The sequence below is a fragment of the Mesorhizobium sp. B2-4-2 genome (assembly GCF_006442845.1).
Classification (GTDB): Bacteria; Pseudomonadota; Alphaproteobacteria; order Rhizobiales; family Rhizobiaceae; genus Mesorhizobium.
Genome location: NZ_VFVM01000002.1, coordinates 434,457 through 454,552 on the forward strand (window position 1 = coordinate 434,457; position 20,096 = coordinate 454,552).

General features: G+C 64.4%; 19 protein-coding genes. 8 read left to right on the forward strand and 11 right to left on the reverse strand.

Going from position 1 to position 20,096, the window contains the following annotated elements; translation table 11 throughout:
* Positions 1 to 2 precede the first annotated feature (2 nt).
* From FJ942_RS05790 to FJ942_RS05810, 5 genes are all read right to left on the reverse strand, one after another.
* Complete coding sequence (locus FJ942_RS05790; protein ID WP_140897337.1) at positions 3 to 1,913, reverse strand: ATP-binding protein; 1,911 nt, start codon at positions 1,911 to 1,913, stop codon at positions 3 to 5.
* A gap of 24 nt (positions 1,914 to 1,937) precedes the next feature.
* Positions 1,938 to 3,083, reverse strand: coding sequence for a hypothetical protein (locus FJ942_RS05795; RefSeq protein ID WP_140496065.1), 1,146 nt, complete (start codon positions 3,081 to 3,083; stop codon positions 1,938 to 1,940).
* Between the two features lie 40 nt (positions 3,084 to 3,123).
* The gene (locus FJ942_RS05800; RefSeq protein ID WP_140496064.1) at positions 3,124 to 4,212 is read right to left on the reverse strand and encodes a hypothetical protein; all 1,089 of its coding nucleotides are present in this window, start codon (positions 4,210 to 4,212) and stop codon (positions 3,124 to 3,126) included.
* 324 nt (positions 4,213 to 4,536) lie between these two features.
* Entirely contained in the window at positions 4,537 to 4,926 is a 390-nt protein-coding gene (locus FJ942_RS05805; protein WP_140567119.1) for a cytochrome c family protein, read from the reverse strand.
* A 136-nt stretch (positions 4,927 to 5,062) separates the two neighbouring features.
* On the reverse strand, positions 5,063 to 5,674 hold the full coding sequence (locus FJ942_RS05810) for a thymidine kinase (protein WP_140516940.1): 612 nt from the start codon (positions 5,672 to 5,674) through the stop codon (positions 5,063 to 5,065).
* Positions 5,675 to 5,749: 75 nt separating this feature from the next.
* Between FJ942_RS05810 and FJ942_RS29000 the strand changes: the two genes are divergently transcribed.
* From FJ942_RS29000 to choV, 4 genes are all read left to right on the forward strand, one after another.
* Entirely contained in the window at positions 5,750 to 5,875 is a 126-nt protein-coding gene (locus FJ942_RS29000; protein ID WP_263483040.1) for a hypothetical protein, read from the forward strand.
* 37 nt (positions 5,876 to 5,912) lie between these two features.
* A complete protein-coding gene (locus tag FJ942_RS05815; protein WP_140496061.1) occupies positions 5,913 to 6,848 on the forward strand; it encodes a choline ABC transporter substrate-binding protein in 936 nt (311 codons plus the stop codon).
* 139 nt (positions 6,849 to 6,987) lie between these two features.
* Entirely contained in the window at positions 6,988 to 7,842 is an 855-nt protein-coding gene (gene choW, locus FJ942_RS05820; protein ID WP_140897338.1) for a choline ABC transporter permease subunit, read from the forward strand.
* Positions 7,839 to 9,020: a choline ABC transporter ATP-binding protein gene (gene choV / locus FJ942_RS05825; RefSeq protein WP_140496059.1), complete on the forward strand. Its 1,182-nt coding sequence runs from the start codon at positions 7,839 to 7,841 to the stop codon at positions 9,018 to 9,020. The genes choW and choV overlap by 4 nt, the downstream gene beginning before the upstream one ends.
* A gap of 15 nt (positions 9,021 to 9,035) precedes the next feature.
* Here the strand turns inward: choV and FJ942_RS05830 are convergent, their stop codons facing one another.
* Positions 9,036 to 10,445 carry an ATP-binding protein gene (locus tag FJ942_RS05830; RefSeq protein ID WP_140567108.1) on the reverse strand — a complete coding sequence of 470 codons (1,410 nt, stop codon included), beginning with the start codon at positions 10,443 to 10,445 and terminating at the stop codon, positions 9,036 to 9,038.
* Positions 10,442 to 11,158: a response regulator transcription factor gene (locus FJ942_RS05835; protein ID WP_140496057.1), complete on the reverse strand. Its 717-nt coding sequence runs from the start codon at positions 11,156 to 11,158 to the stop codon at positions 10,442 to 10,444. Before FJ942_RS05835 ends, FJ942_RS05830 begins: the two co-directional genes overlap by 4 nt.
* Before the next feature lie 280 nt (positions 11,159 to 11,438).
* Here FJ942_RS05835 and FJ942_RS05840 point away from each other — a divergent pair, with 280 nt between their 5' ends.
* The 4 genes from FJ942_RS05840 (at position 11,439) to clpS (ending at position 12,954) form a co-directional block, all read left to right on the forward strand.
* Positions 11,439 to 11,741, forward strand: coding sequence for a hypothetical protein (locus tag FJ942_RS05840; RefSeq protein ID WP_140556114.1), 303 nt, complete (start codon positions 11,439 to 11,441; stop codon positions 11,739 to 11,741).
* A 38-nt stretch (positions 11,742 to 11,779) separates the two neighbouring features.
* Positions 11,780 to 12,013: a hypothetical protein gene (locus FJ942_RS05845; protein WP_140496055.1), complete on the forward strand. Its 234-nt coding sequence runs from the start codon at positions 11,780 to 11,782 to the stop codon at positions 12,011 to 12,013.
* A 211-nt stretch (positions 12,014 to 12,224) separates the two neighbouring features.
* Positions 12,225 to 12,548, forward strand: coding sequence for a hypothetical protein (locus FJ942_RS05850; protein ID WP_140496054.1), 324 nt, complete (start codon positions 12,225 to 12,227; stop codon positions 12,546 to 12,548).
* Positions 12,549 to 12,648: 100 nt separating this feature from the next.
* Entirely contained in the window at positions 12,649 to 12,954 is a 306-nt protein-coding gene (gene clpS, locus FJ942_RS05855) for an ATP-dependent Clp protease adapter ClpS (protein WP_140897339.1), read from the forward strand.
* Between the two features lie 103 nt (positions 12,955 to 13,057).
* Here clpS and FJ942_RS05860 read toward each other — a convergent pair whose 3' ends face one another.
* The 4 genes from FJ942_RS05860 to FJ942_RS05875 form a co-directional block, all read right to left on the reverse strand.
* Positions 13,058 to 15,136 (reverse strand): hypothetical protein, encoded by a 2,079-nt coding sequence (locus tag FJ942_RS05860; protein ID WP_140897340.1) that lies wholly within the window; start codon positions 15,134 to 15,136, stop codon positions 13,058 to 13,060.
* A gap of 63 nt (positions 15,137 to 15,199) precedes the next feature.
* Positions 15,200 to 18,022, reverse strand: coding sequence for a DUF4159 domain-containing protein (locus FJ942_RS05865; RefSeq protein WP_140728540.1), 2,823 nt, complete (start codon positions 18,020 to 18,022; stop codon positions 15,200 to 15,202).
* Positions 18,019 to 19,032: a DUF58 domain-containing protein gene (locus FJ942_RS05870; RefSeq protein ID WP_140524921.1), complete on the reverse strand. Its 1,014-nt coding sequence runs from the start codon at positions 19,030 to 19,032 to the stop codon at positions 18,019 to 18,021. Before FJ942_RS05870 ends, FJ942_RS05865 begins: the two co-directional genes overlap by 4 nt.
* Positions 19,032 to 20,036 carry a MoxR family ATPase gene (locus tag FJ942_RS05875; protein ID WP_140496049.1) on the reverse strand — a complete coding sequence of 335 codons (1,005 nt, stop codon included), beginning with the start codon at positions 20,034 to 20,036 and terminating at the stop codon, positions 19,032 to 19,034. The genes FJ942_RS05870 and FJ942_RS05875 overlap by 1 nt, the downstream gene beginning before the upstream one ends.
* Positions 20,037 to 20,096 lie beyond the last annotated feature (60 nt).

Here is a 20,096-nt window from a genome sequence, read left to right on the forward strand (position 1 = left end):
GCTCAAGCATTCCACAGCCCCTTTTTCTTCATCTCCTCCATCTCACGCGCTGCCCGTTCGCGCAGCCGCGCGTCGCGCAGCAGCTTTTCCACGGCGGAGTCGTCGGACTTGTCGGAGTAGCGGAACTCGCTGTCGGCGTAGCGGTTGATCTCCTGCATGACCATGTCCATCGAGAACGGGCCGCGCAGTTGCTCGATCATCGCTTTCTTCTCGTCATAGCTCTTGTGCATGAAAACCTCTGGTTTTTCGAACCAGTCGTCGGGAAGCTCGATGTCCATGGCGCGCATCTTGATGGCGTCGGTGACGTTCTTGATGGCGCGGCCGGTGAAGCGCGGCTCGGCCTGCTTGATCAGGTGCAGATAGGTGCCGATGTCGGCCATGGTCTTGGGCGCGCCATTCTCCTTCATGTAGCGCTCATGGACCCGGATCAGCCCGTCCTCCCGCGGCTTCTTGTGCTCCTCATAGGCTTCGGCCACGGCGCGCTGGATCTCCTGCGCGGCGTAGAGTTCGTGGTCGCCGAGCGGGATCTTGTGGTTCTTGCCGGCGAGCAGCACGAAAATGTCGATGTAATCGTCACGCGTCTGCGGCCCGTCGACCAGCCAGCGGGCGCCGGCGCGCTGGCGCAGCGCATCGTCGACATTTTCGGGATAGTTGGAGAACATGCCGAACGAGCAGTTGCCGCGCACCACTGTGGCGGCACCGGCGAAGGCGTCCATCAGCACGCCGGTGATCTCCTGCTGGCCGGCCGAGGCGCGGTCGTCGGAACGGCGCGCCGCCACCTGGTCGACGTCGTCGATGGTGCCGAAACCGATGACGCGCGGGTTCAACACATTGTTGATGAACTGGCGGCAGTTCTGGCCGGACTTGCCCTGATAGGACGAGATCTGGTCGACGCCGAAATTCTCGTAGGCGAAGGGATAACCGGCGACCTGGCAGTAACCATTGACGAGACCGGCAATCATCTGGATCAGCGTCGTCTTGCCGGTGCCCGGCGCGCCGTCGCCGATGAAGGTGAACAGGAAGCCGCCGAGCTCGACGAACGGGTTCAGCTCGCGCTCGAAATCATAGGCCATCAACATCTTGGCGAGCTTGACCGACTGATATTTGGCGATGTGGTTGCCGACGACCTCTTCCGGTTTCTTGAAGGTCATCACCAGCGGCCTGGAACGCTTGCCCGGCGCGACGTCGAAGCCGTCGAGCGTGAAATCGTCGGCATCGATGCGGATATGCGCGTTCTCGAACGGGCCGATACCGTCGAAGCGGCCCTTTCGCGACAGCAGCCCATCGATGGCGACGCGGGCGAAGGCGCGCGCCCTGGTCATCAGGTCGGCATCGTCGGATGCACCCGAAATCGCCTTGTCGAGACCGGCCAGGATCGACTTCACCGCGTCCTGCGGCGTGTCGAAGAGGAAATCCGGCTCGGGAATGTCGTTGGGCGCCTCGCCATCGCTGTCGATGAGCTGGAACAGGTAGGAGGACAGGCTGAAGGCGGAAATGTAAGCCGAGGCCGACAGAAGCTTCTTGAAGGTGATGGCCTCGTCGCCTTCGAGGGGAGCGCGGGTGTTCCTGGCCTGCAGGCTTTCGAGATCCGAGCCTTCGGCGAAAACATCCGATATGGCGAGCGCGAGCGCCGTGCCGCGCCGGGCACGAAACAAAAGTGTGTGCTGCGGGATGGTCAGCAACTGGTCGTCGGGGTGAACGGCGCCGACGGTCTTCGCCAGCTCGACCTCGCGCGTGCGGCGCACCGAACCGACAGAGACGGTGGAGACGAAGCGGCGATTGGTGCCGGCAAGCGCGGTGCCGGAGGAGCTGGACGGGTCTTCCAGCACGACGATGCGGGTGATGAAGCTCTGCGCGGTGGCGCGGTGCTTCTCGATCGCCGCTTCCGGGATGGTGGTCAGGCCGGTATCCATGAAGGTTGCTCCGTGGTGTGACGGTCAGACGTCCGAGATGACCTGCCCATTCGACAGGATGTGAACCTTGTAGCCGGAAAAGATCTTCTGCGCTTCGCCGGCGGCATAGAGCGCCTGGTAGGCCTCGTGCGGGATCAATGCGTGGTTCTCGTAGCTCGACACGCCCTGGCGCGCGGCCTCGAGGTCGTCGGTGTTGATGAAGAACTCCTGCGTCGTCTTCTCGCTTGAAAACAGCCCCCTGCGGCCGGGTTTTTCGCCCTTGGAGTAAACCTCCTGGATGGTCCAGGTCAGCAGCCAGGCGTTCTCCGGCTTGCGCACCTTGGCCAGAACCTCGGTCACCGTAGAATTGTTGTCGGTGATCCCGGCCGAATAGAAGGGGCCGAGCACGACGCGCCGAAGCTGCTTGGGGTGCAGCGGCTCGAAATCCTTGTCGAGGTTGACGGCGATCGTTGCCGGCGACAGCGTATAGGCCGAGTTCTTCTCGGTGAAATCGTCGAAGCGATGGGCAAGCTCGGGATTGAGCAGGCCATCGACTGGCAATGGAATGTCGATCTGGTCGTTGAGCTTGCCATTGCGGTCGACGAGCTGGCGGATCATGTCTTCGGAGGAATCTTCCACCGTCACCATGTAGACCAGCGGCAGGTTGGCGCTGCCGTCGAAGGTCGCCCAATGGACGAGGTAGTAGGGCCGCGCCGTCTTCGGATTGACGGAAACCTTGGCCGTCTGCGCCAAGGTGAAGGGGCCGAAGGTCTGCTCGCTCTTGACGTCCTCGAGATAAAGCCTCTCGGCCATCGACTTCTGCAGCGCTTGGGGGAATTCCTTGTGGCGCAGGATGAAGTCGGCCATCTCCTCGCGCAATTCGTCGGCCAGCGGGATGTTGGCGAGCCGCGTGTCAGCCTGGCGGCGGTCGTTTTCGAGCTCAAGCAGGTTCTGGAACACCGGGAATCCGCTTTCGGCGCGCGAAATGCGGAACGTGTCCATGAAGCCCAGCCGGTTGCGCCAGCAGGAGAACGACTTGTCGAGCCGGGCGATGTATTCCGCGACGATCTTGGCGACGATGCCGTGCCGGTAGAGCGGCGAGCGATCGTCGCGCATGAACACTTCCAGCCCGCTGAGCGCTGCCGTGATTGCCGAGAAATACCGCGCCGCCGCGTCGTTTTCGGAGGTCATGCTATTGGCCATGGCATTGTCGCACCGGTGCGGGCGGCAATTACGACTGCACGTAATTGGCCGAATTGTGCTTCTTCAGCACTTCGTCGAAACGGCGGGCGAAGGCGTCGTCGGCCAGCTTCTTGCGGCGCTGGATGTCGGCGGTGGCAACCATATTCTTCTCGTGCATCTCGAGCAGGTCGCCAATGTGCTTCTGCGAGGCGGCGCCGATGCCGGCCATGGTCTCCTCGGCGGTGTTGTCGACCTGGCTGCCCAGCGTGTTGATCTTGTGGGCCACATCCTGCTGGGCGGCGGTCTTCAGCGAATCCTCCAGTGCCTTGTAGAGGACGATGCGCTGCTCGGTGTCGATGGTCAGCTTGTTGATCAGGGTCGACTGTGCGGCGATCTGGTTGTTGAGCGAATCGACGAAGGTCTGGAACATCGAGGTGTAGCGCTCCAGCGTCTGGCTCTCGGCCAGCAACTCCTGTTCCTTGGCCTGCTTCTCATTGTATTCCGTGGCGAGCTTGGAACGTTCGCCTTCGAGCTGCGTGCGTTCCTTCTGGCTGGTGGAGGCCGCGATCTTGTTTTCGATGTCGAGCAGCATCGGATTGAGCTCCTCGATGCGCTTCTGCACGGTTTCCAGGTTGGACATGGTGGCCTTGCGGCGCTCGATAACCTGCGACAGGCTGGTCTCGGAGGTTTTGTAGCGCTGGTCGAGGACTTCTTTCTGCGCCTTCAATATGCCGACGATGGTGTCGGACTTGGCCAGCAGTTCCTGCAGGTTGCCCGCCAGTGACATGTTGCGGACGCGGTCGGTGCGCAGACGCTGCTTGCGCTGGCTGGAGAAGATGCCGATGAAGTTTTCCCAGCCGGTGTAGTTCTTCATGCTCTCGAACTCGGCGCCGAAAACGTTGGTGGCGTCCTCCAGCCCGATGATCAGGTCGGCGATGTTGCCTTCCATCACCTTCTGCTGCTTCAGCACGTCTTCGATGCGGGCGTTCTCGATGTCGAAATTGGCGTCGCCGATCTTCTTGTCGGCGGTGGCAAGTTTGTCGAGCACGGCGCCGGACTGGTCTATCTTGGTGCGCATGTCCTGGACGACCTGCTTGGTCCTGGCAATTTCAGCATCGAAATTCTGCAATGTCGCCATAAGGGCCTCCCGCTCCGGCATCAGGTCGCTGATTGCGAACAGCGGCGAATATATGTGGGGCTTCAGGGGATTGAAAGACGTGAAGACACGGGCGCTTCGAAAACAAAAACCTTGCCCGCGCCCTTGAAACGCAATCGATCGGCGATCATGGCGAAAGGATCGTTTCGAATGCGCGTGGTTCAACTGTCGTTGAACTTCAACGTCGGCGGATGACGGCCAGGCATTCAATCCCCGCTGCCACGAATGCCTGAAATCCGACAGAGCATTGAGCGCGGTGAGGACGGTGGCAGCTCGGCGTCCGTCGCGGGACGGAATAATCCTGGCTCAGGGCTTGGGATCGGCCTTCAGATAAGCGATGACGTTGGCGATGTCGTCATCGCTGCTCAGGCCGGCAAAGGCCATCTTGTTGCCGGGCACTTTTTGCCGCGGCGCCTTCAGATACTCGGCGAGGTTGGCCTCGTCCCAGACGAGACCGGCGGCGCCTGCACTCTTCATCGCTTCGGAGTAATGGCCGAGGAAGCTCTCGGCACTGCCGGCGGCGCGGCCGACGACACCCATCAGATGCGGGCCGACCTTGTCGCGGTCGCTCGCTGCTTCATGGCAGGCAAGGCATCGGTTGAAGACCCTCTTGCCCAGTGCCGGATCGCCGCCGGCATGGGCGGCAAGGACGCCGGCAAGCAGAAAGGCTGCGGCAGACGAAGCGGCTCGAAACATGGCTATCCCCGACGAGTTCTGGCTGGAACGAGAGGACGCAGAATAGGACCGGGGCCTTAACAAACGCTGCATCGTGGCGGGATCGCGAAAGCCGATCGATGGCGGCAAGTGTGGCGGCCGTGATGCCACAGCCCGGTCAAGGCGCGACAAAGCCGATGAAATCGTCGGGGGCGGCGCGACCCATTTCTTCTTCCCAATGGCGACGGCAGAGCGAGACATAGACGTCCTTGCCGATCGCCACCTGTTCGCCCTGCCGAGCGACCTTGCCGTCGGGGCCGAGGCGCACCACCATCGTCGCCTTGCGGCCGCAGCGGCAGATGGTGCGCACTTCGCGCAGCTCATCGGCTATGGCCAGCAACGCGCGCGAGCCGGAAAACAGCTTGCCCTGGAAATCCGTGCGCAGGCCATAGCACATGACCGGAATGTCGAGCCGGTCGGCGATCCGGGCGAGCTGCCAGACCTGCTCCTCCTCGAGGAACTGCGCCTCGTCGACGAAGACGCAATGCACGGCACCGTGCTGATGATGTTCGGCGACGCGGGCGAACAGGTCGTCGCCGTCACGAAACATCTCGGCTTCCGTTTCCAGTCCGATGCGTGACGAAATCAGGCCGGTGTCGCCCTTGCGGTAGTGGCCGGCGACGAACAGCATCGTCGTCATGCCGCGCTCGCGGTAATTGTACGACGCCTGCAGGAGCATCGTCGTCTTGCCCGCATTCATCGTCGCGTAGTGGAAATACAGTTTGGCCATGGCGCCCTTTTAAGCCCACTTGGCCGGGCCCGGGGAAGGCCCCTGGCAGGCCTTCCACCAAAAAAGCCGGCTCGCATGGAAAAAGCGGCTGACGTGTCGCTGATCGGCCAGCCAGCGCCGTTGATCGTGATTGCCTTAATGCTTGAAACCGCACGAGAATGGTGTTTGGCTGACGAAACAAGGCGGGCACAAAAACCGTGACTTCGCCTCGCCAAAGAATCGAAATGGGAGAAAGTTCATGTCGCGTATGAATTCCTTCGTCGCAGGCCTCGGCCTTGCGGCTTTCTTGTCGACGAGCGCTGCCTTCGCCGGGGATCCGGCTAGCTGCAAGGCGGTACGCCTTTCCGATGTCGGATGGACCGATATCCAGGCGACGACCGGCATCGCCTCGGTGCTGCTCACGGCGCTCGGCTACGAGCCGCAGGTAATCCAGCTGTCGGTGCCGGTGACGATGGCGTCGCTGAAGAACAAGGACCTCGATGTCTTCCTGGGCAACTGGATGCCGTCGATGACCAACGACATCAAGGACTACACGGCCGACGGTTCGGTGGAGACCATCAGCACGAACCTGACCGGCGCCGGCTACGGCATCGTCGTGCCGACCTATGTGGCGGATGCCGGCGTCAAGACACTCACCGACCTCGGCAAGTTCAAGGACAAGTTCGACGGCAAGATCTACGGCATCGAGGCCGGCAATGACGGCAACCGCATCATCCTCGACATGATCAAGAACCCGAAGGACAATCTCGAAGGCTTCGAACTGGTCGAATCCTCGGAGGCCGGCATGCTGACGCAGGCCGAGCAGTCGATGAAGAACAATGAGTGGATCGCCTTCCTCGGCTGGACGCCGCACCCGGTGATGGGCGCCATGAAGATCACCTATCTCGACGGCATGGGCGACAGCGGCTTCGGTGCCGCCACCGTCCACACCAATGTGCGCAAGGGCTACACCACCGAGTGCCCGAACGCCGGCAAGCTCATCGCCAACCTCAAGTTCAACCTGGACATGGAGGGCCAGTTGATGGACGCCATTCTCAAGGGTGGCGACGCCCAGACCGTCGCCACCGACTGGCTGAAGAAAAATCCGGATGCCGTGACACCCTGGATCGCCGGCGTGACCACCTTCGACGGCGGCGACGCGGCAGCGGCCATCAAGACCGCACTGGGAAGCTGAGCCGACTGACTTCGGCATGCGCGCGTGAGAACAAAAGGGCAGCCACTGGAAAAGGCTGCCCTTTTTCATATGCTGTGAGAAGATGACGTGACGACAGCGGACACCGCGGCAAAGCGATGCCGGTAGGAGAGGGGGCAAGATGGATCCGATTTCCAAATTCCTGGTCAGCTACAAGATTCCCATCGGCCCATGGGGCAAGGCGTTCTTCGGGTTTCTCACCGACAATTTCGACACCGTCTTCAGGGCCTTTTCCAACGGCCTGAACTTCATTCTCGACAGCCTGGTCGACCTCCTGCTGGTCGTGCCGCCGGTGCTGCTGGCGCTCATCATCGCCATCTTCGCCTGGTTGCTGCAGCGTTCGCGCCCGCTCGCCATCGGCGTCTTCCTCGGCCTGATCTTCATCATCAACCAGAACCTGTGGAAGCAGACGGTGCAGACGCTGGTGCTGGTCGTGGCCGCCGCCGCCATGGCGATGGCCATCGGCGTGCCGCTCGGCATCTGGGCGGCGCACAAGCCGAAGGTCTACCGCTTCATGCTGCCGGTGCTCGACCTGATGCAGACGCTGCCGACCTTCGTCTACCTGATCCCGGTGCTGACTCTGTTCGGCCTTGGCAACGCGCCCGGCCTCATCGTCACCATCATCTTCGTCATCCCGACCGCGGTCCGGCTCACGCATCTCGGCGTCGTCTCCGTGCCCAAATCGATCATCGAGGCCGGCGAGGCGTTCGGCGCCACCAGGAGCCAGCTGCTGTGGAAGGTCGAACTGCCCTCGGCGCTGCCCACCATCATGGCGGGCCTGACCCAGTCGATCATGCTGTCGCTGTCGATGGTGGTGTTCGCAGCGCTGATCGGCGCCGGCGGGCTCGGCACCGAGATCAACCGCGCGCTCGGTTCGCGCCGCATCGATCTCGGCCTCGAGGCCGGGCTCGCCATTGTCGTGCTCGCCATCGTGCTCGACCGCATGACCCGCATTGGCGTTGGAGGCAAGAAATGACCGTCGCCGTCGATTTCAGGAACGTCGATATCGTCTTCGGCGCCGACCAGGCGGGTTCGCTGGCGCTCATCGACAAGGGCGCGACGCGCGCCGAGATCCTCGAGCAGACCGGCAATGTGCTCGGTTGTGCCGGCGCCAGCCTTACCGTGCATGAGGGCGAGATTTCCGTCCTCATGGGTCTGTCCGGCTCGGGCAAGTCGACACTGCTGAGAGCGGTCAATCGCCTGAACGTCGTCTCGCGCGGCCAGGTTCTGGTCAAGGATGGCGACCGCACCGTCGATGTCGTCACCTGCGACGAGGCTACCTTGCGGCGCCTGCGGCAGAAGCAGGTTGCGATGGTGTTCCAGCAGTTCGGCCTGCTGCCGTGGCGGACGGTGGAAGAGAATGTCGGGCTTGGCCTCGAACTTGCCGGCGTGCCGGATGCCGAGCGCAAGGAGCGCGTCCACAGGCAGCTCAAGCTGGTCAATCTCGAGCAGTGGTCGAAGAAATACGCGCATGAGCTTTCGGGTGGCATGCAGCAGCGCGTCGGGTTGGCGCGCGCCTTCGCCACCGAGGCGCCGATCCTTCTGATGGACGAGCCGTTCTCGGCGCTCGACCCGCTGATCCGCACCAAGCTGCAAGACGAGTTGCTGCAGCTGCAGGCCGAACTGAAGAAGACCATCATCTTCGTCAGCCACGACCTCGAGGAAGCGCTGAAGATCGGCAGCCACATCACAATCATGGAGGGCGGACGCATCGTGCAGACCGGCGCGGCGGAGGACATCGTGCTCAAGCCCGCTAACGATTATGTCCGCGACTTCATCGCCAATGTGAATCCGCTGTCGGTGCTCACCGCCTGGAACGTGATGCGCGACCGCCGCGATCTCGAACAGGGCAAGGACGGCTGGGTGTGGCTCGACCGGCGCAAGACGACGCGCTTCAAGATCGACGACCATGGCCTCGTGGCGGCGGCTGAGCGTGACGGCAAGCCGGCGGTATGGGTGTCCTGCGCCGAGGTCGAAGGCCAGCCCGAGGAAGCGGCCCAGGTGTTCTGGGCCAATCCCGGAACGTCGCTGAAGACCGTGATGCTGGCCATGCACCGGTCGCAGACTGCGCCCGTGGCGCTGTTCGATGACCAGTCGCGCTTCGTCGGCGCGATCGGCATCAGGGACGTGCTGAGCGCGGTGCTGCGGCGGTAATCCCTCAGTCGCGTCTCAAGTCGCCAGCGGCAGACGCAGCTCCGTCAGCAGGCCGCCGTCCGGATGGTTGGACAGGCGGATCTCGCCGCCGGCGGCACGCGCGATGTTGCGGGCGATGGTGAGGCCGAGGCCGAGGCCGCCGGTCTGGCGGTTGCGGGACTGTTCCAGGCGCACGAAAGATCCGAACACGGCGTCGATCTGGGCTTGCGGAATGCCCGGCCCTTCGTCGCGTATGGCCAGCGTGATCATGTCGCCCGACCGGTACAGGCAGAGATGCGCCTTCTTGCCGTAGGTGACGGCATTCTGGACAAGGTTGGTGATGCAGCGCTTGAGCGCGACCGGCCGCGCCATGCAGATCAGGCCGCGCGAGCGCGTATCGTCATTGTCGAAGGAGACCTCGGTGTAGCCGTCGGCGATCGATTCCACCAGCGACCAGAAGTCGATGCGCTCGCTCTTTTCCTCGTTCACCTCGAAAGTGGCGAAGTCGATGACCGAACTGGCGATGCTTTCGACATCGGCGAGATCGTGCGCCAGCGCCTCGCGAACCGCCGACTTGCGCAACAGTTCCAGGCGCAGCCGCATCCTGGTCATCGGCGTGCGCAGGTCGTGCGCCAGCGCGGCGGCCAGGTGCTCACGGTCCTCGACATATTCACGCAGTCTCGCCTGCATGGCGTTGATCGCCTTGGCGGCGGCGCGCACCTCGCGGCTGCCGCTTTCGGCGATCGGCGGGCTCTTGAGGTCATTGCCGATCCGGTTCACGGCGGTTTCCATCATTCGGTAGGGCGCGGTCAGCCGGCGCAGCGACCAGATCGACATGATCACCACCAGCCCCGCAATCAGCGAATAGAGCGGCAGGCTGTCGAAGCTCAGGATCGGGCCGACCGGCGTGATCGGCTCGGTGAAGTTCAGCCATTGGCCGTCGGCGAAGCGCAGCGAGGCGGTCAGCTTGTCACTCTGGGCGAAATTCGCCGCCAGCACCAGGAGATCGCGTTCCACCTGGCCGACGTCCCTGTTCATGACCTCGCCACCGGGGCTGTCGGATTCCTGCGTCGCCGGATCGCGCCGGACGCGCGCGTCGGTGACGCCGAACTTCGACAGCCGTCCAACGAGAATGTCTTCCAGCTCGGCGAGTTCATCGTCGCCGGCGATCGACGAGGTGACCGCGGGGGTGTCTGAAACCGTGAGAGCGTAGGTGGCGTTGAACAGGCCGGATGCGGTCGCCTTGCGCTCCTCGGGCGTGGCGGCATGCATCAGCTGCACCAGCGAATAGGCGCGGTCGTTGAGGCGGTAGAGATCGACCACGTCATTGGCGGCCGCGCGGTCGCGCGACACGATGTAGAGCGTCGCGACCTGACTGATCAACAGGCCGGCAATGACGATCAGCAGCACCCACACAGGCAGGGTCTGCGGCAGGAAACGTCTCATTCGGAAGTCGTTTCGGGGAGGAACTGATAGCCGCCGCTGCGCACCGTCAGGATCAGCTTGGGCGTCTTGGGGTCATCTTCCATCTTGCGCCGCAGCCGGCTGACCAGGATGTCGATGCTGCGGTCGAAGGAATAATCGCTATCGCCGCCGGAGAGTTCGATGAGCTGGTCGCGGGTCAGCACGCGCTGTGCGCTCTTGACGAAGGTCTGCAACAGATTGAACTCCGCCATGGTCAGTTCGACCCTGACATCGTCGGGCGCGGTCAGCCGGCGCCGCGAACAATCCATCGTCCAGCCGGCGAAGCGGTAGATCTGCTTCGATGTGACGCGTTTGGGCTCGGGGGCACCGTTGCGCCGCAGCACGGCGCGTATGCGGGCCAGCAATTCGCGGGGGTCGAAAGGTTTGGGCACATAGTCGTCGGCGCCCATCTCGAGGCCAACCACGCGGTCTGTCGTCTCGGTGACGGCGGTCAACATGATGATCGGCGTCGAATACTGGGCCCGGACGTCACGGCACAGTTCCAGCCCGCTCCTGCCGGGCAGCATGACGTCGAGCACGATGAGATCGACCTGTGCACGGCGCAGGATCGTTTCCATCTCGGTGCCGTCGGCGGCAACCGATGTGTGCAGGCCGCGCTTCTGGAAGAACTCCTGCAGCAGGTCGCGAATGCCCTTGTCGTCGTCGACGATCAGTATGTGTGCGTCGGATTTCACGGGGATCCTGTCTTCGTTGACCTGCCAAGCCGGCAGGCGGCCACCCACACGATAGAATTCGGGCCATATGTTGGCCAGTGCCTTGGATTTCAAGGCAAGGTAAATCTGGCAATCTCCACACCGAATGCGCTGGAGGCCTCCCGCCGGGGCGCACAGACACAATCCAGAAACAAAATTCTATAATCGGGAAAAACTCCTGAAAAACTAGGCCGGCATAACGGTGCCGTGGCGGTCAGGTCATTTGGCCGCGACGCAAGTCTCCGGGTTCACGGATTAACCGATGCCAAGGTTGTCGATCAGTTTGTTGGGTGCGTTGATGGGCATTTCGCTCGTCACAGCCGCTGCTGGACAATCGGATGCAAAAGTGACGCCCACCACCCGGACCGAGCGGTGTGCCAATCTCAGCCACCAATTCGATGAAGCCCTCGAAACCCATGCCACGGCAACGCAGGTCACCGCGGCAAAGGCACTTCAGAGAAAGGGCAACCGGTACTGCGCCGCCAAGAAACAGGCACAGGGTATCCGGATGCTCGCCAACGCTTTGAAGTTGCTGGGGGTGACACCGAACGACCCGGTTCAGTGACACTCGAAACCCGACCCGCATGAAAAGGAAATGAAGCCATGAAAAAGTCCATCCTCTCCGCCACCGGTCTCGCCGTTGCTCTCGCCTTCGCCATGCCGGCTCTCGGCAACGCCGCTGCCACCACGACCGCCGCTCCGGCTGCTTCCTCGACGACCACCGCTCCGGCGACCACGACCGCCAAGCCTCCGGTGAAGAAGGTCGTTGCCAAGAAGCACAAGAAGGCGAAGAAGACTGTCAAGAAGACCGACAAGAAGGTCGCTCCGAAGGCTTAATCCAGGTCGGGCACACTGCCTGCCTTATGACAAGGCCGCTCCAGTCGCGTTTTGCTGGAGCGGCCTTCTTCCTGTCCGAAAAAGCCGAAGGCCGTGTATCGGCAGTGAAGCGAACGGACAGGTCCGAACGATGTGGCCGAAGCCGGCGCCGGCGGCTTTGTCTCGATCGGCCTTAACCCGATTGCAAGGCCGGCGCCGTAGGACAATCCGCATGAAGAGGCGGCTTTCGTCCATTCTGCGCTCGATCGTGTTCGGCAGCCTGGTCGCCACCGGCGCCGCCCGGCTTATGATCCTGTTCACCGCCAGTCCCGTGCCGGATCCGGCCAGCGGCCGCACCGAGCCGTCACTGTTCGCGCCTGTGATTTCCACCGACTGGGATTACATCACGCCCGCGCAGACCTGGCTGCTCATCGCACTTGCCAGCGTGACGCTGATCTGCGTCGTCGCCTGGCCGGTCGCATCCTGGATGGAACGCCGGTCGGATGCTGCCGGAAACTTGCCCTCCCGGAGCGGCTTCGGCCGCCAGGGCCGTTGAACCGCGGGCCGCACTTCCCACATAGCTCTGTGATTGGACGCTCGCTTTCGCCCGTGCGAAAATAGGGGCGTAGCCGAGGCTCGCGCAATTGCCGGTTCCCATGCCTGAAATCACGACAAAACCCCGTACGCAGACCCTACCCAAGACCGAGCGGCCGAAGCTCTACAAGGTCATCCTGCTCAATGACGATTTCACGCCGCGTGAATTCGTGGTGACGGTGCTGAAGGGCGAGTTCAAGCTCAGCGAAGACCAGGCGCATCGGGTGATGATCACGGCGCATCGGCGCGGCGTCTGCGTCGTCGCCGTCTTCACCAGGGACGTCGCCGAGACAAAAGCGACACGGGCCACCGACGCCGGCAAGGCCAAGGGCTATCCGCTGATGTTCACGACGGAGCCGGAGGAGTAGAGCAGGGCTCCTTCATAGCCTTGGCTCCCTTCGCAACGCCGATAATTGGCGAAACCATCCGCGACAGCGTCCTTCTCCCCGTATAGTGACGGGGAGAAGGAAGCTACCGCCCTTCGCGGTACCACATCGAACCCATCGCCAGCAGCAGCAGGCCGAGACCGAGGAAGCCGCCGAACAGCGGCACGCGCGAGACCGCCTTGAGTACGCTGTCGTCGGTGGTGCGCAGGCCGATCCAGTCGGCGCCGGACGCTTCGCCCGAGGACCGTATGGGGACGATCGAGGGCAAGGTCACGTCGCCGCCTCCAAGGGTCGATCCCGCAAGCCTGCGAACGCTGCCGCCGGTGGCTTCGGCGGGAGCCTTCAGCCGGTCCTGCGTGGAAACGACGTCGGCGAATTCGGGTGCGTTGACCGGCCCGACATGGGCGAGCGCGGTAAGGTCGCCATTGCCGACCTGGTAAAGGCCGATCTCGGAGGTCTGGGCGCTGCCCAGGAAGACACCGGGTTCGGATTTCTCGAGCTTGACGGTGATGGTCTTGCCGGAGGGCGTAATGATCTGGGCCGGGCCGGGGTCGTCGGCCATGGTCTGGCGGCGAATTTCCAGCACCATGCCGCGCCCGTCGGCGGTCAGCCGTTCCTCCTCGAGTTCTGGCTCCTTCATCAGCCAGTGGGCGATTCGGCGGTAGAGCTGGACATGCGGGCCGCCGCCTTCGAAGCCGCGCGCCCACAGCCAGCCCTGGTCGGACAGAAGCATGCCGACGCGACCTTCTCCCTTGCGGTCGAGCAGGAGCAGCGGCCGGTTTTCGGCTCCCTTCATCACCACCTCGCCTTCGGGATTCTGCACCCCGATGGTGCGGAACCAGCGGCTCCAGTGCGGCGGCTCGCTGGCAGAGCCGTCGAGACCGCGCGTCACCGGATGGCGCTGGCCGATGTCGGTGAGGCGAGGATAGAACGCCTTGTCGACGACCTCGCCGGTCGGCATCGCCGGCAGCGCCGACATCAGCGGCGTGCGCGCGATCGAGCTTTCACCGGCATATTCGGGTCCGGCCGCAATCAGCAGCGCGCCGCCTTTTTCGACATATTCGGAGATGTAGTCGTAATAGAGGATCGGCAGCACGTCGCGGTGCTGGTAGCGGTCGAAGATGATCAGGTCGAAATCCTTGATCTTCTCGACGAACAGTTCCCGCGTCGGGAAGGCGATCAGCGACAATTCGTTGATCGGCGTGCCGTCCTGCTTCTCCGGTGGCCGCAGGATGGTGAAATGGACGAGATCGACCGAGGCGTCGGATTTCAACAGATTGCGCCAGGTGCGCTCGCCCGCATGCGGCTCGCCGGAGACGAGCAGCACGCGCAGGTTCTCGCGAATGCCGTCGACCAGCGCGATGGCACGGTTGTTGGTGTCGGTGAGCTCGCCCGGCTCGCGATCGATGGCGAGTTCGATGATGTTGCGCCCGGCGCTGGGAATGGTCACCTGCAGCGGCATGGCCTGGCCGACGGTGGCATGCTCGACCGCGACCTGCTCGCCATTGACCGAAACGCGCACATCGACCGGCCCGGTCTCGTTGCTGGTTGAAATGACGCGATAGGTCATATCGAGCGGCTTGCCGACGAGGGCGAAGCGGGGCGCGTTCTCGAAACGTATGCGGCGATCCTTCTCGTGGTCGTTGCCGGTGATCAAGGCGTGCAGCGGGGCATTGAAATCAGGCGCGCCGGCGGGTGCGTCATGCACTTCGCCATCGGTGATCATGACGGCGCCGCCGATGCGCGAGGGCGGCACGTCGCGGAAGGCGTTTTCGAGCGCGCCGAACAGCCGCGTTTCCGTGCGTTCCTCGGCGGCTTCCGACTTGCCGGCCTCGACCACGCGGACGTCGAACTGCTTGAAGCGGCCGAGGCGCTGCTCAAGCCCGGCCAGCGCCTCGTCGGTCTGTTTGGTCCGTTCACCGATGTCCTGGCTCTGGCTCCGGTCGACGATCAGGGCAACCACGCTTTGCTGCGGCTCGCGCTCCTCGTTGAGGAACACCGGATTGAAGAGAGCGGCGGCGAGCGCCAGCAATGCGACGAGGCGCAGGACCGCGCCGCGCTGGCGAAACCACAGGCCGACGGCCGCGAGCAGGGCCAGCGGCACCAGCACAAGGGCCAGCAGCGACCAGGAGATCAGCGGTTCGAAGGAGATCGACCAGTTCATGCCTTACCCTCCCCCTTGCAGGGAGGGCTGATCCGGGGAGCGAGCGCAAGAAGGAGCGTCATCTTACTGGCCCAACCGTTCAAGCAATATGGGCACGTGCACCTGGTCGGATTTGTAGTTGCCGGTCAGCATGTACATCATGATGTTGACCCCGGCGCGCAACGCATAGATGCGCTGCATCGGGTCGTTGGGCACGGTCGGCAGCAGCGGGTCGCCATTCTCGTCGACGGCCCAGGCGCCGGCAAAATCATTGGCGGTGATCATGATCGGCGAGACGCCGTCACCGGTACGCACCGGCCGGTTTTCGGCATTGCTGGCGTCGAGCGATGCCTCGACCCAGAGCGGGCTGCCGGCGAAGCGGCCGGGGAATTCGGGCAGGATAAAGAAGGATTTGGTCAGCACATGATCCGACGGCACCGGCTCCAGCGGCGGCACGTTGAGGTTGCCGAGGATGTCGCGCAGCCGCTCGGTGGCGGGGCTGGTCGAGTCGGCGCCGATGCCGTTGGCGAACTGGTCGCGCGTGTCGAACAGCACGGTGCCGCCCTGCTGCATATAGGCATCGATACGGGCAATCGCGGCCTGGCTGGGCATGGCTGCGGCCGGATCGATCGGCCAATAGATGAGGGGAAAGAACGAAAGCTCGTCCTTGGAGATGTCGACGCCGGCCGGCGCGCCCGGCTCGAGCGCGGTCTTCTCAATGAGGAAGCGGGTCAGGCCCTCGAGCCCGGCGCGACTGATCGAATCGTCGCCGGGCACGCCAGTCAGCACATAGGCTATCCGGGTCTTGGAGATGTCCTCTATCGCGGCGGTGTCGCCAGGCTTGGCATCGTCGGCGCGCGCGGGGCCGACATGGCCGAACAGCGCGCCGAGCCCGATCAGAATGGCCGCCATGGTGGTTACGGCCGCAGCGCGGCGCGGCCTGCGCGTCAACAGGCCGCCCATCCAGAACACCGCCAGCGTATCGAGCACCATCAGCGCCAGCGCGGCGGCCACCAGCGCGCCCTTCAAATTACGCGATTCGTCAAAGGCATACTGAATTGTGGTGACCGGGACAGTGATTTGCGGGCGCGCCAGCGGCGCAAGCGTGCTTGTCGCATCGAGCAAATTGTGGGCGAAAACGCCGGCTTCCGAGCCATAGAGGCCGGGCGGGTTTTCGAAGGTCACCGGCAGTGTACCGGCGCCCGGCACCAGCGGGCGCGCATCCGGCGTCGGCGGCACCAGCATTCCGTCGGCCGCTATCATGCGGTAGGGCGCCAGCGAGGTGGCGGCGGCTTCGGCATTGGCGATGGCGGCTCCCTGGTTGCGCGACAGCTGCACGATGCGGCGCAGCATCTCGACGAAGCTGCCTGAGATCGGCAGGTTCGACCAGGTTGCTTCGGGCGTGACGTGGAACAGCACGAGCGTGCCCTTGCCCTTCTTCAGGCCGGTGACCAGAGGCGTGCCGTCGGCAAGCGCTGCCCAGGTGCGCTCGACGATATCGGGCGTCGGTTCGGCCAGCACCTGCCTGGAAACGGTCACCTCGGTCGGCGGCGCCAGATCGGCGAAGGGGCCAGCCTTGGGGAATTCGGTGACCGGCTGCGGCGTGGTCCATGACAATGCGCCGCCGAGCGAGCGTTCGCCGGTGCGCAGACGCACCGGCAGCAGGTCGTCGTCATTGCCGGCGGCGGCCAGCCGCGACCCGGCGAAACGCACCAGGGTGCCGCCCTTTTCAACCCAGTCGACGAGCCTTGGCCTGATCTGTGCGGGAATGGTACCGATATCGGCCATGACGATCATCGCCGGCTTCTGGTCGAGGATCTGCGGAATGGCGTCGGCCAGGTCGGCGCTGGAAGGTTCGACCAGGTCGGCGAAGGGCTGCAGCGCGCGCCTGATGTAGTAGAGCGGCGACAGCAGCGGCTGCGCCTGGTCGGCCTCGGCCTGCGACAGGAGTCCGACGCGGCGGCGCTTGGAGCTTTCGTCCAGCACGCGCACCGCGCCCGCCTGACGCTCGCCATCGAGCGCGATCGAAGCGAAATCATTGCGCAGCTCGAACGGCACCGCCATGGTGCCGGTGGCGGTGGATTGGCCGGGTGCGAAAGTCAGCGTCGCATCGGCGATGCGGCGGCCCTTGTCGTCGAAGGCGCCGGCGGTGACTTGCGCCGGGGCCGCATCGCCGGGCGGCCGGATGGCGGTGAGGGCAAAACCGTCGACCTCGTTCTCGGCGCCCGTCAGGCCGGTCAGCGGCATCCGGTCGGCGACGGCCCACACGACCCGGGCAGCGTTTTTGGACAGAAGCGTGTTGAAGGCGGCCTCGTCGCCCTTCGCCGCCAGGCCGTCGGCCAGCACGGCGACGCTGGCGCCCGGCAGGCGCTCCAGGGCGGCTGCGACGCGCGCGTAGACCGCCGGTCGGTCGGTCGGGATCGGCCGGGGCTTTGCCGCGCGCAGGCGGTCGAGCGCCGCGGCCGCATCGAAGGGGCCGATCTCGGCATTGGGTTTTTCGGCGGTGAAGGCGATGATGATCGGCACGCCGTTCGAACCGGCGTCGGCGATCAGCCGCTCGGCGGTTGCGATGCGCTTGTTCCAGTCGGCGGCGCTTGCCCAGCCATTGTCGACGACCAGCGCCAGGGCCGCGCCCTCGGCCGGCAGTTTCTCGCGCGGATTGAAGACCGGTTCGGCAAGGGCGGCGACGATGAGCGCCGCCATCAGCAGCCTGAGCAGCGTCAGCCACCAGGGGCTCTGCTGCGGGGTTTCCTCGCGCTTCAGCACGCGCGCCAGGATCTTCAGCGGCGGAAACACCTCGGTCTGCGGCCTGGGCGGGGTCAGCCTGAGCAGCCACCAGATCACCGGCAGCGCCAAAAGACCCCACAGCAGCATGGGCGCGCCAAAGGAAAGCGGCAGCCAGCTCATGCGACGGCCTTTCCTGGCTGATCGCCACTAGCGATCATGCCGCCGCGATCGCCAGCGATCGGCCTGGGCTGATCGCCACCAGCGATCATGCCGGCGCGGCCAACAGCGGTCAGCCCGGGCTGACCGCCATCGGTCATCGCCATGTGCAGGCGTACCAGGGCGTCGGAAGCCAGCCGATCGGTGTGGTTGACGGTGAAGCTCCAGCCGAGCCGCTTGCACCAGCTGGCCAGTTCCTGGCGTCGGGCGCCATAGAGCAGGCGATACTCATCGGCCAGCATCTCGGCGCGGCCGGCGGTCAGCTTCTCGCCGCTCTCCGGGTCGGTGAATTCGGTGCGGCCGGCATAGGGGAATGTCTCCTCGGCCGGGTCGGCGACCTCGATCAGATGCGCGCGCACGCCATGGCGGGCGAGCACGTCGAGCCAGGCCATGGTTTCCTCGACCGGGTCGAGGAAATCACTGGCGATGACGATGTCGCAGAAGCGGCGGATGCCGGAGAGATCGGGCTTGGCCGGCAAGTCGCCGGCATGCATGAGCTGGGCGGCGATGCGCTCGGCGCCGTTGCGGGCGGTGAACGGATCGGTAAGGCCGGGCCAGGCGATGCGCTCACCGCTACGGGACAGCAGCTCGGCCATGGCCAGCGCCAGCACCAGGCCGCGCGATTGCTTGGAAACGGCGGCACCGGTCGATTTGTAGAGCATGGACGGCGAGGGGTCGGCCCACAGCCACACCGTATGGGCCGCTTCCCATTCGCGGTCGCGCACATAGGTGTGGTCGTCGCGGGCCGAGCGGCGCCAGTCGATGCGCGAGGAATCGCCTTCGACATAGGGCCGGAACTGCCAGAAATTCTCGCCGATGCCGCGCTTGCGGCGGCCATGCCAGCCGGCGATCACGGTGTTGACGATGCGGCGCGCCTCGACCAGCAAGTCGGGCACGAGCGAAGCCCGCAACCGGCCGCGGGCGAGCGCGTCGCGCGTCGCTGCCGGAGCCTGGAGCTCGCCGATGCGCGCCATCAAATCCCTTTCACGAGCTTGGCCACCACATCGCGCACGCTGGTGCCTTCGGCGCGGGCGGCGAAGGTCAGCGCCATGCGGTGCTGGAGCACCGGCTCGGCCAGAGCCCGCACATCGTCGACCGACGGCGCCAGCCGCCCATCATAGAGCGCGCGCGCCCTCGTGCACAGCATCAGTGCCTGGCTGGCGCGGGGACCCGGGCCCCAGGCGACATGCCTGTCGGTTTCGGCGTTGCCCTGGCCGGGGCGCGCCGAGCGCACCAGGGCCAGGATTGCCTCGACCACGCTTTCAGGCACCGGCATGCGGCGGATCAGCGTCTGGATATCCCTCAGCCGCGCCGGCTGCAGCACATTCTGTGCCTTCGCGTCCTCGACCCCAGTGGTTTCCAAAAGGATGCGGCGCTCGGCCTCGAGTTCGGGATAGAGGATGTCGACCTGCATCAAAAAACGGTCGAGCTGTGCCTCGGGCAGCGGATAGGTGCCTTCCTGTTCCAGCGGGTTTTGCGTCGCGAGCACATGGAAAGGCGAGGGCAGGTCGTGGCGGGCACCGGCAATGGTGACGTGATACTCCTGCATGGCCTGCAGCAGCGCCGACTGGGTGCGCGGCGAGGCGCGGTTGATCTCGTCGGCCATCAGCAACTGCGCGAAGATCGGCCCGGAAATGAAGCGGAAGGAGCGCTTGCCGAATTCGTCCTGCTCCATCACCTCGGAGCCGAGAATGTCCGAGGGCATCAGGTCGGGGGTGAATTGGATGCGGCGCGAATCGAGGCCGAGCACGATGCCCAGCGTCTCGACCAGCTTGGTCTTGGCGAGGCCCGGCACGCCGACCAGCAGCGCGTGGCCGCCGGCCAGAAGCGCCACCAGAGCGCGTTCGACGACACTTTCCTGGCCGAAGATGATGCGACCGACCCCGTCGCGGACCCTAGAAATGTCGGCCAGCGCCTTCTCGGCCTCGGCGATCATGTCTTTTTCGCTGATCGGGCTTTCCTTGACCATCACGCTCATGCAGCATCGATCCTTGTGGTTGGAAATACCAGCTTGACGCAGAATGCCGCGATTCGGCTC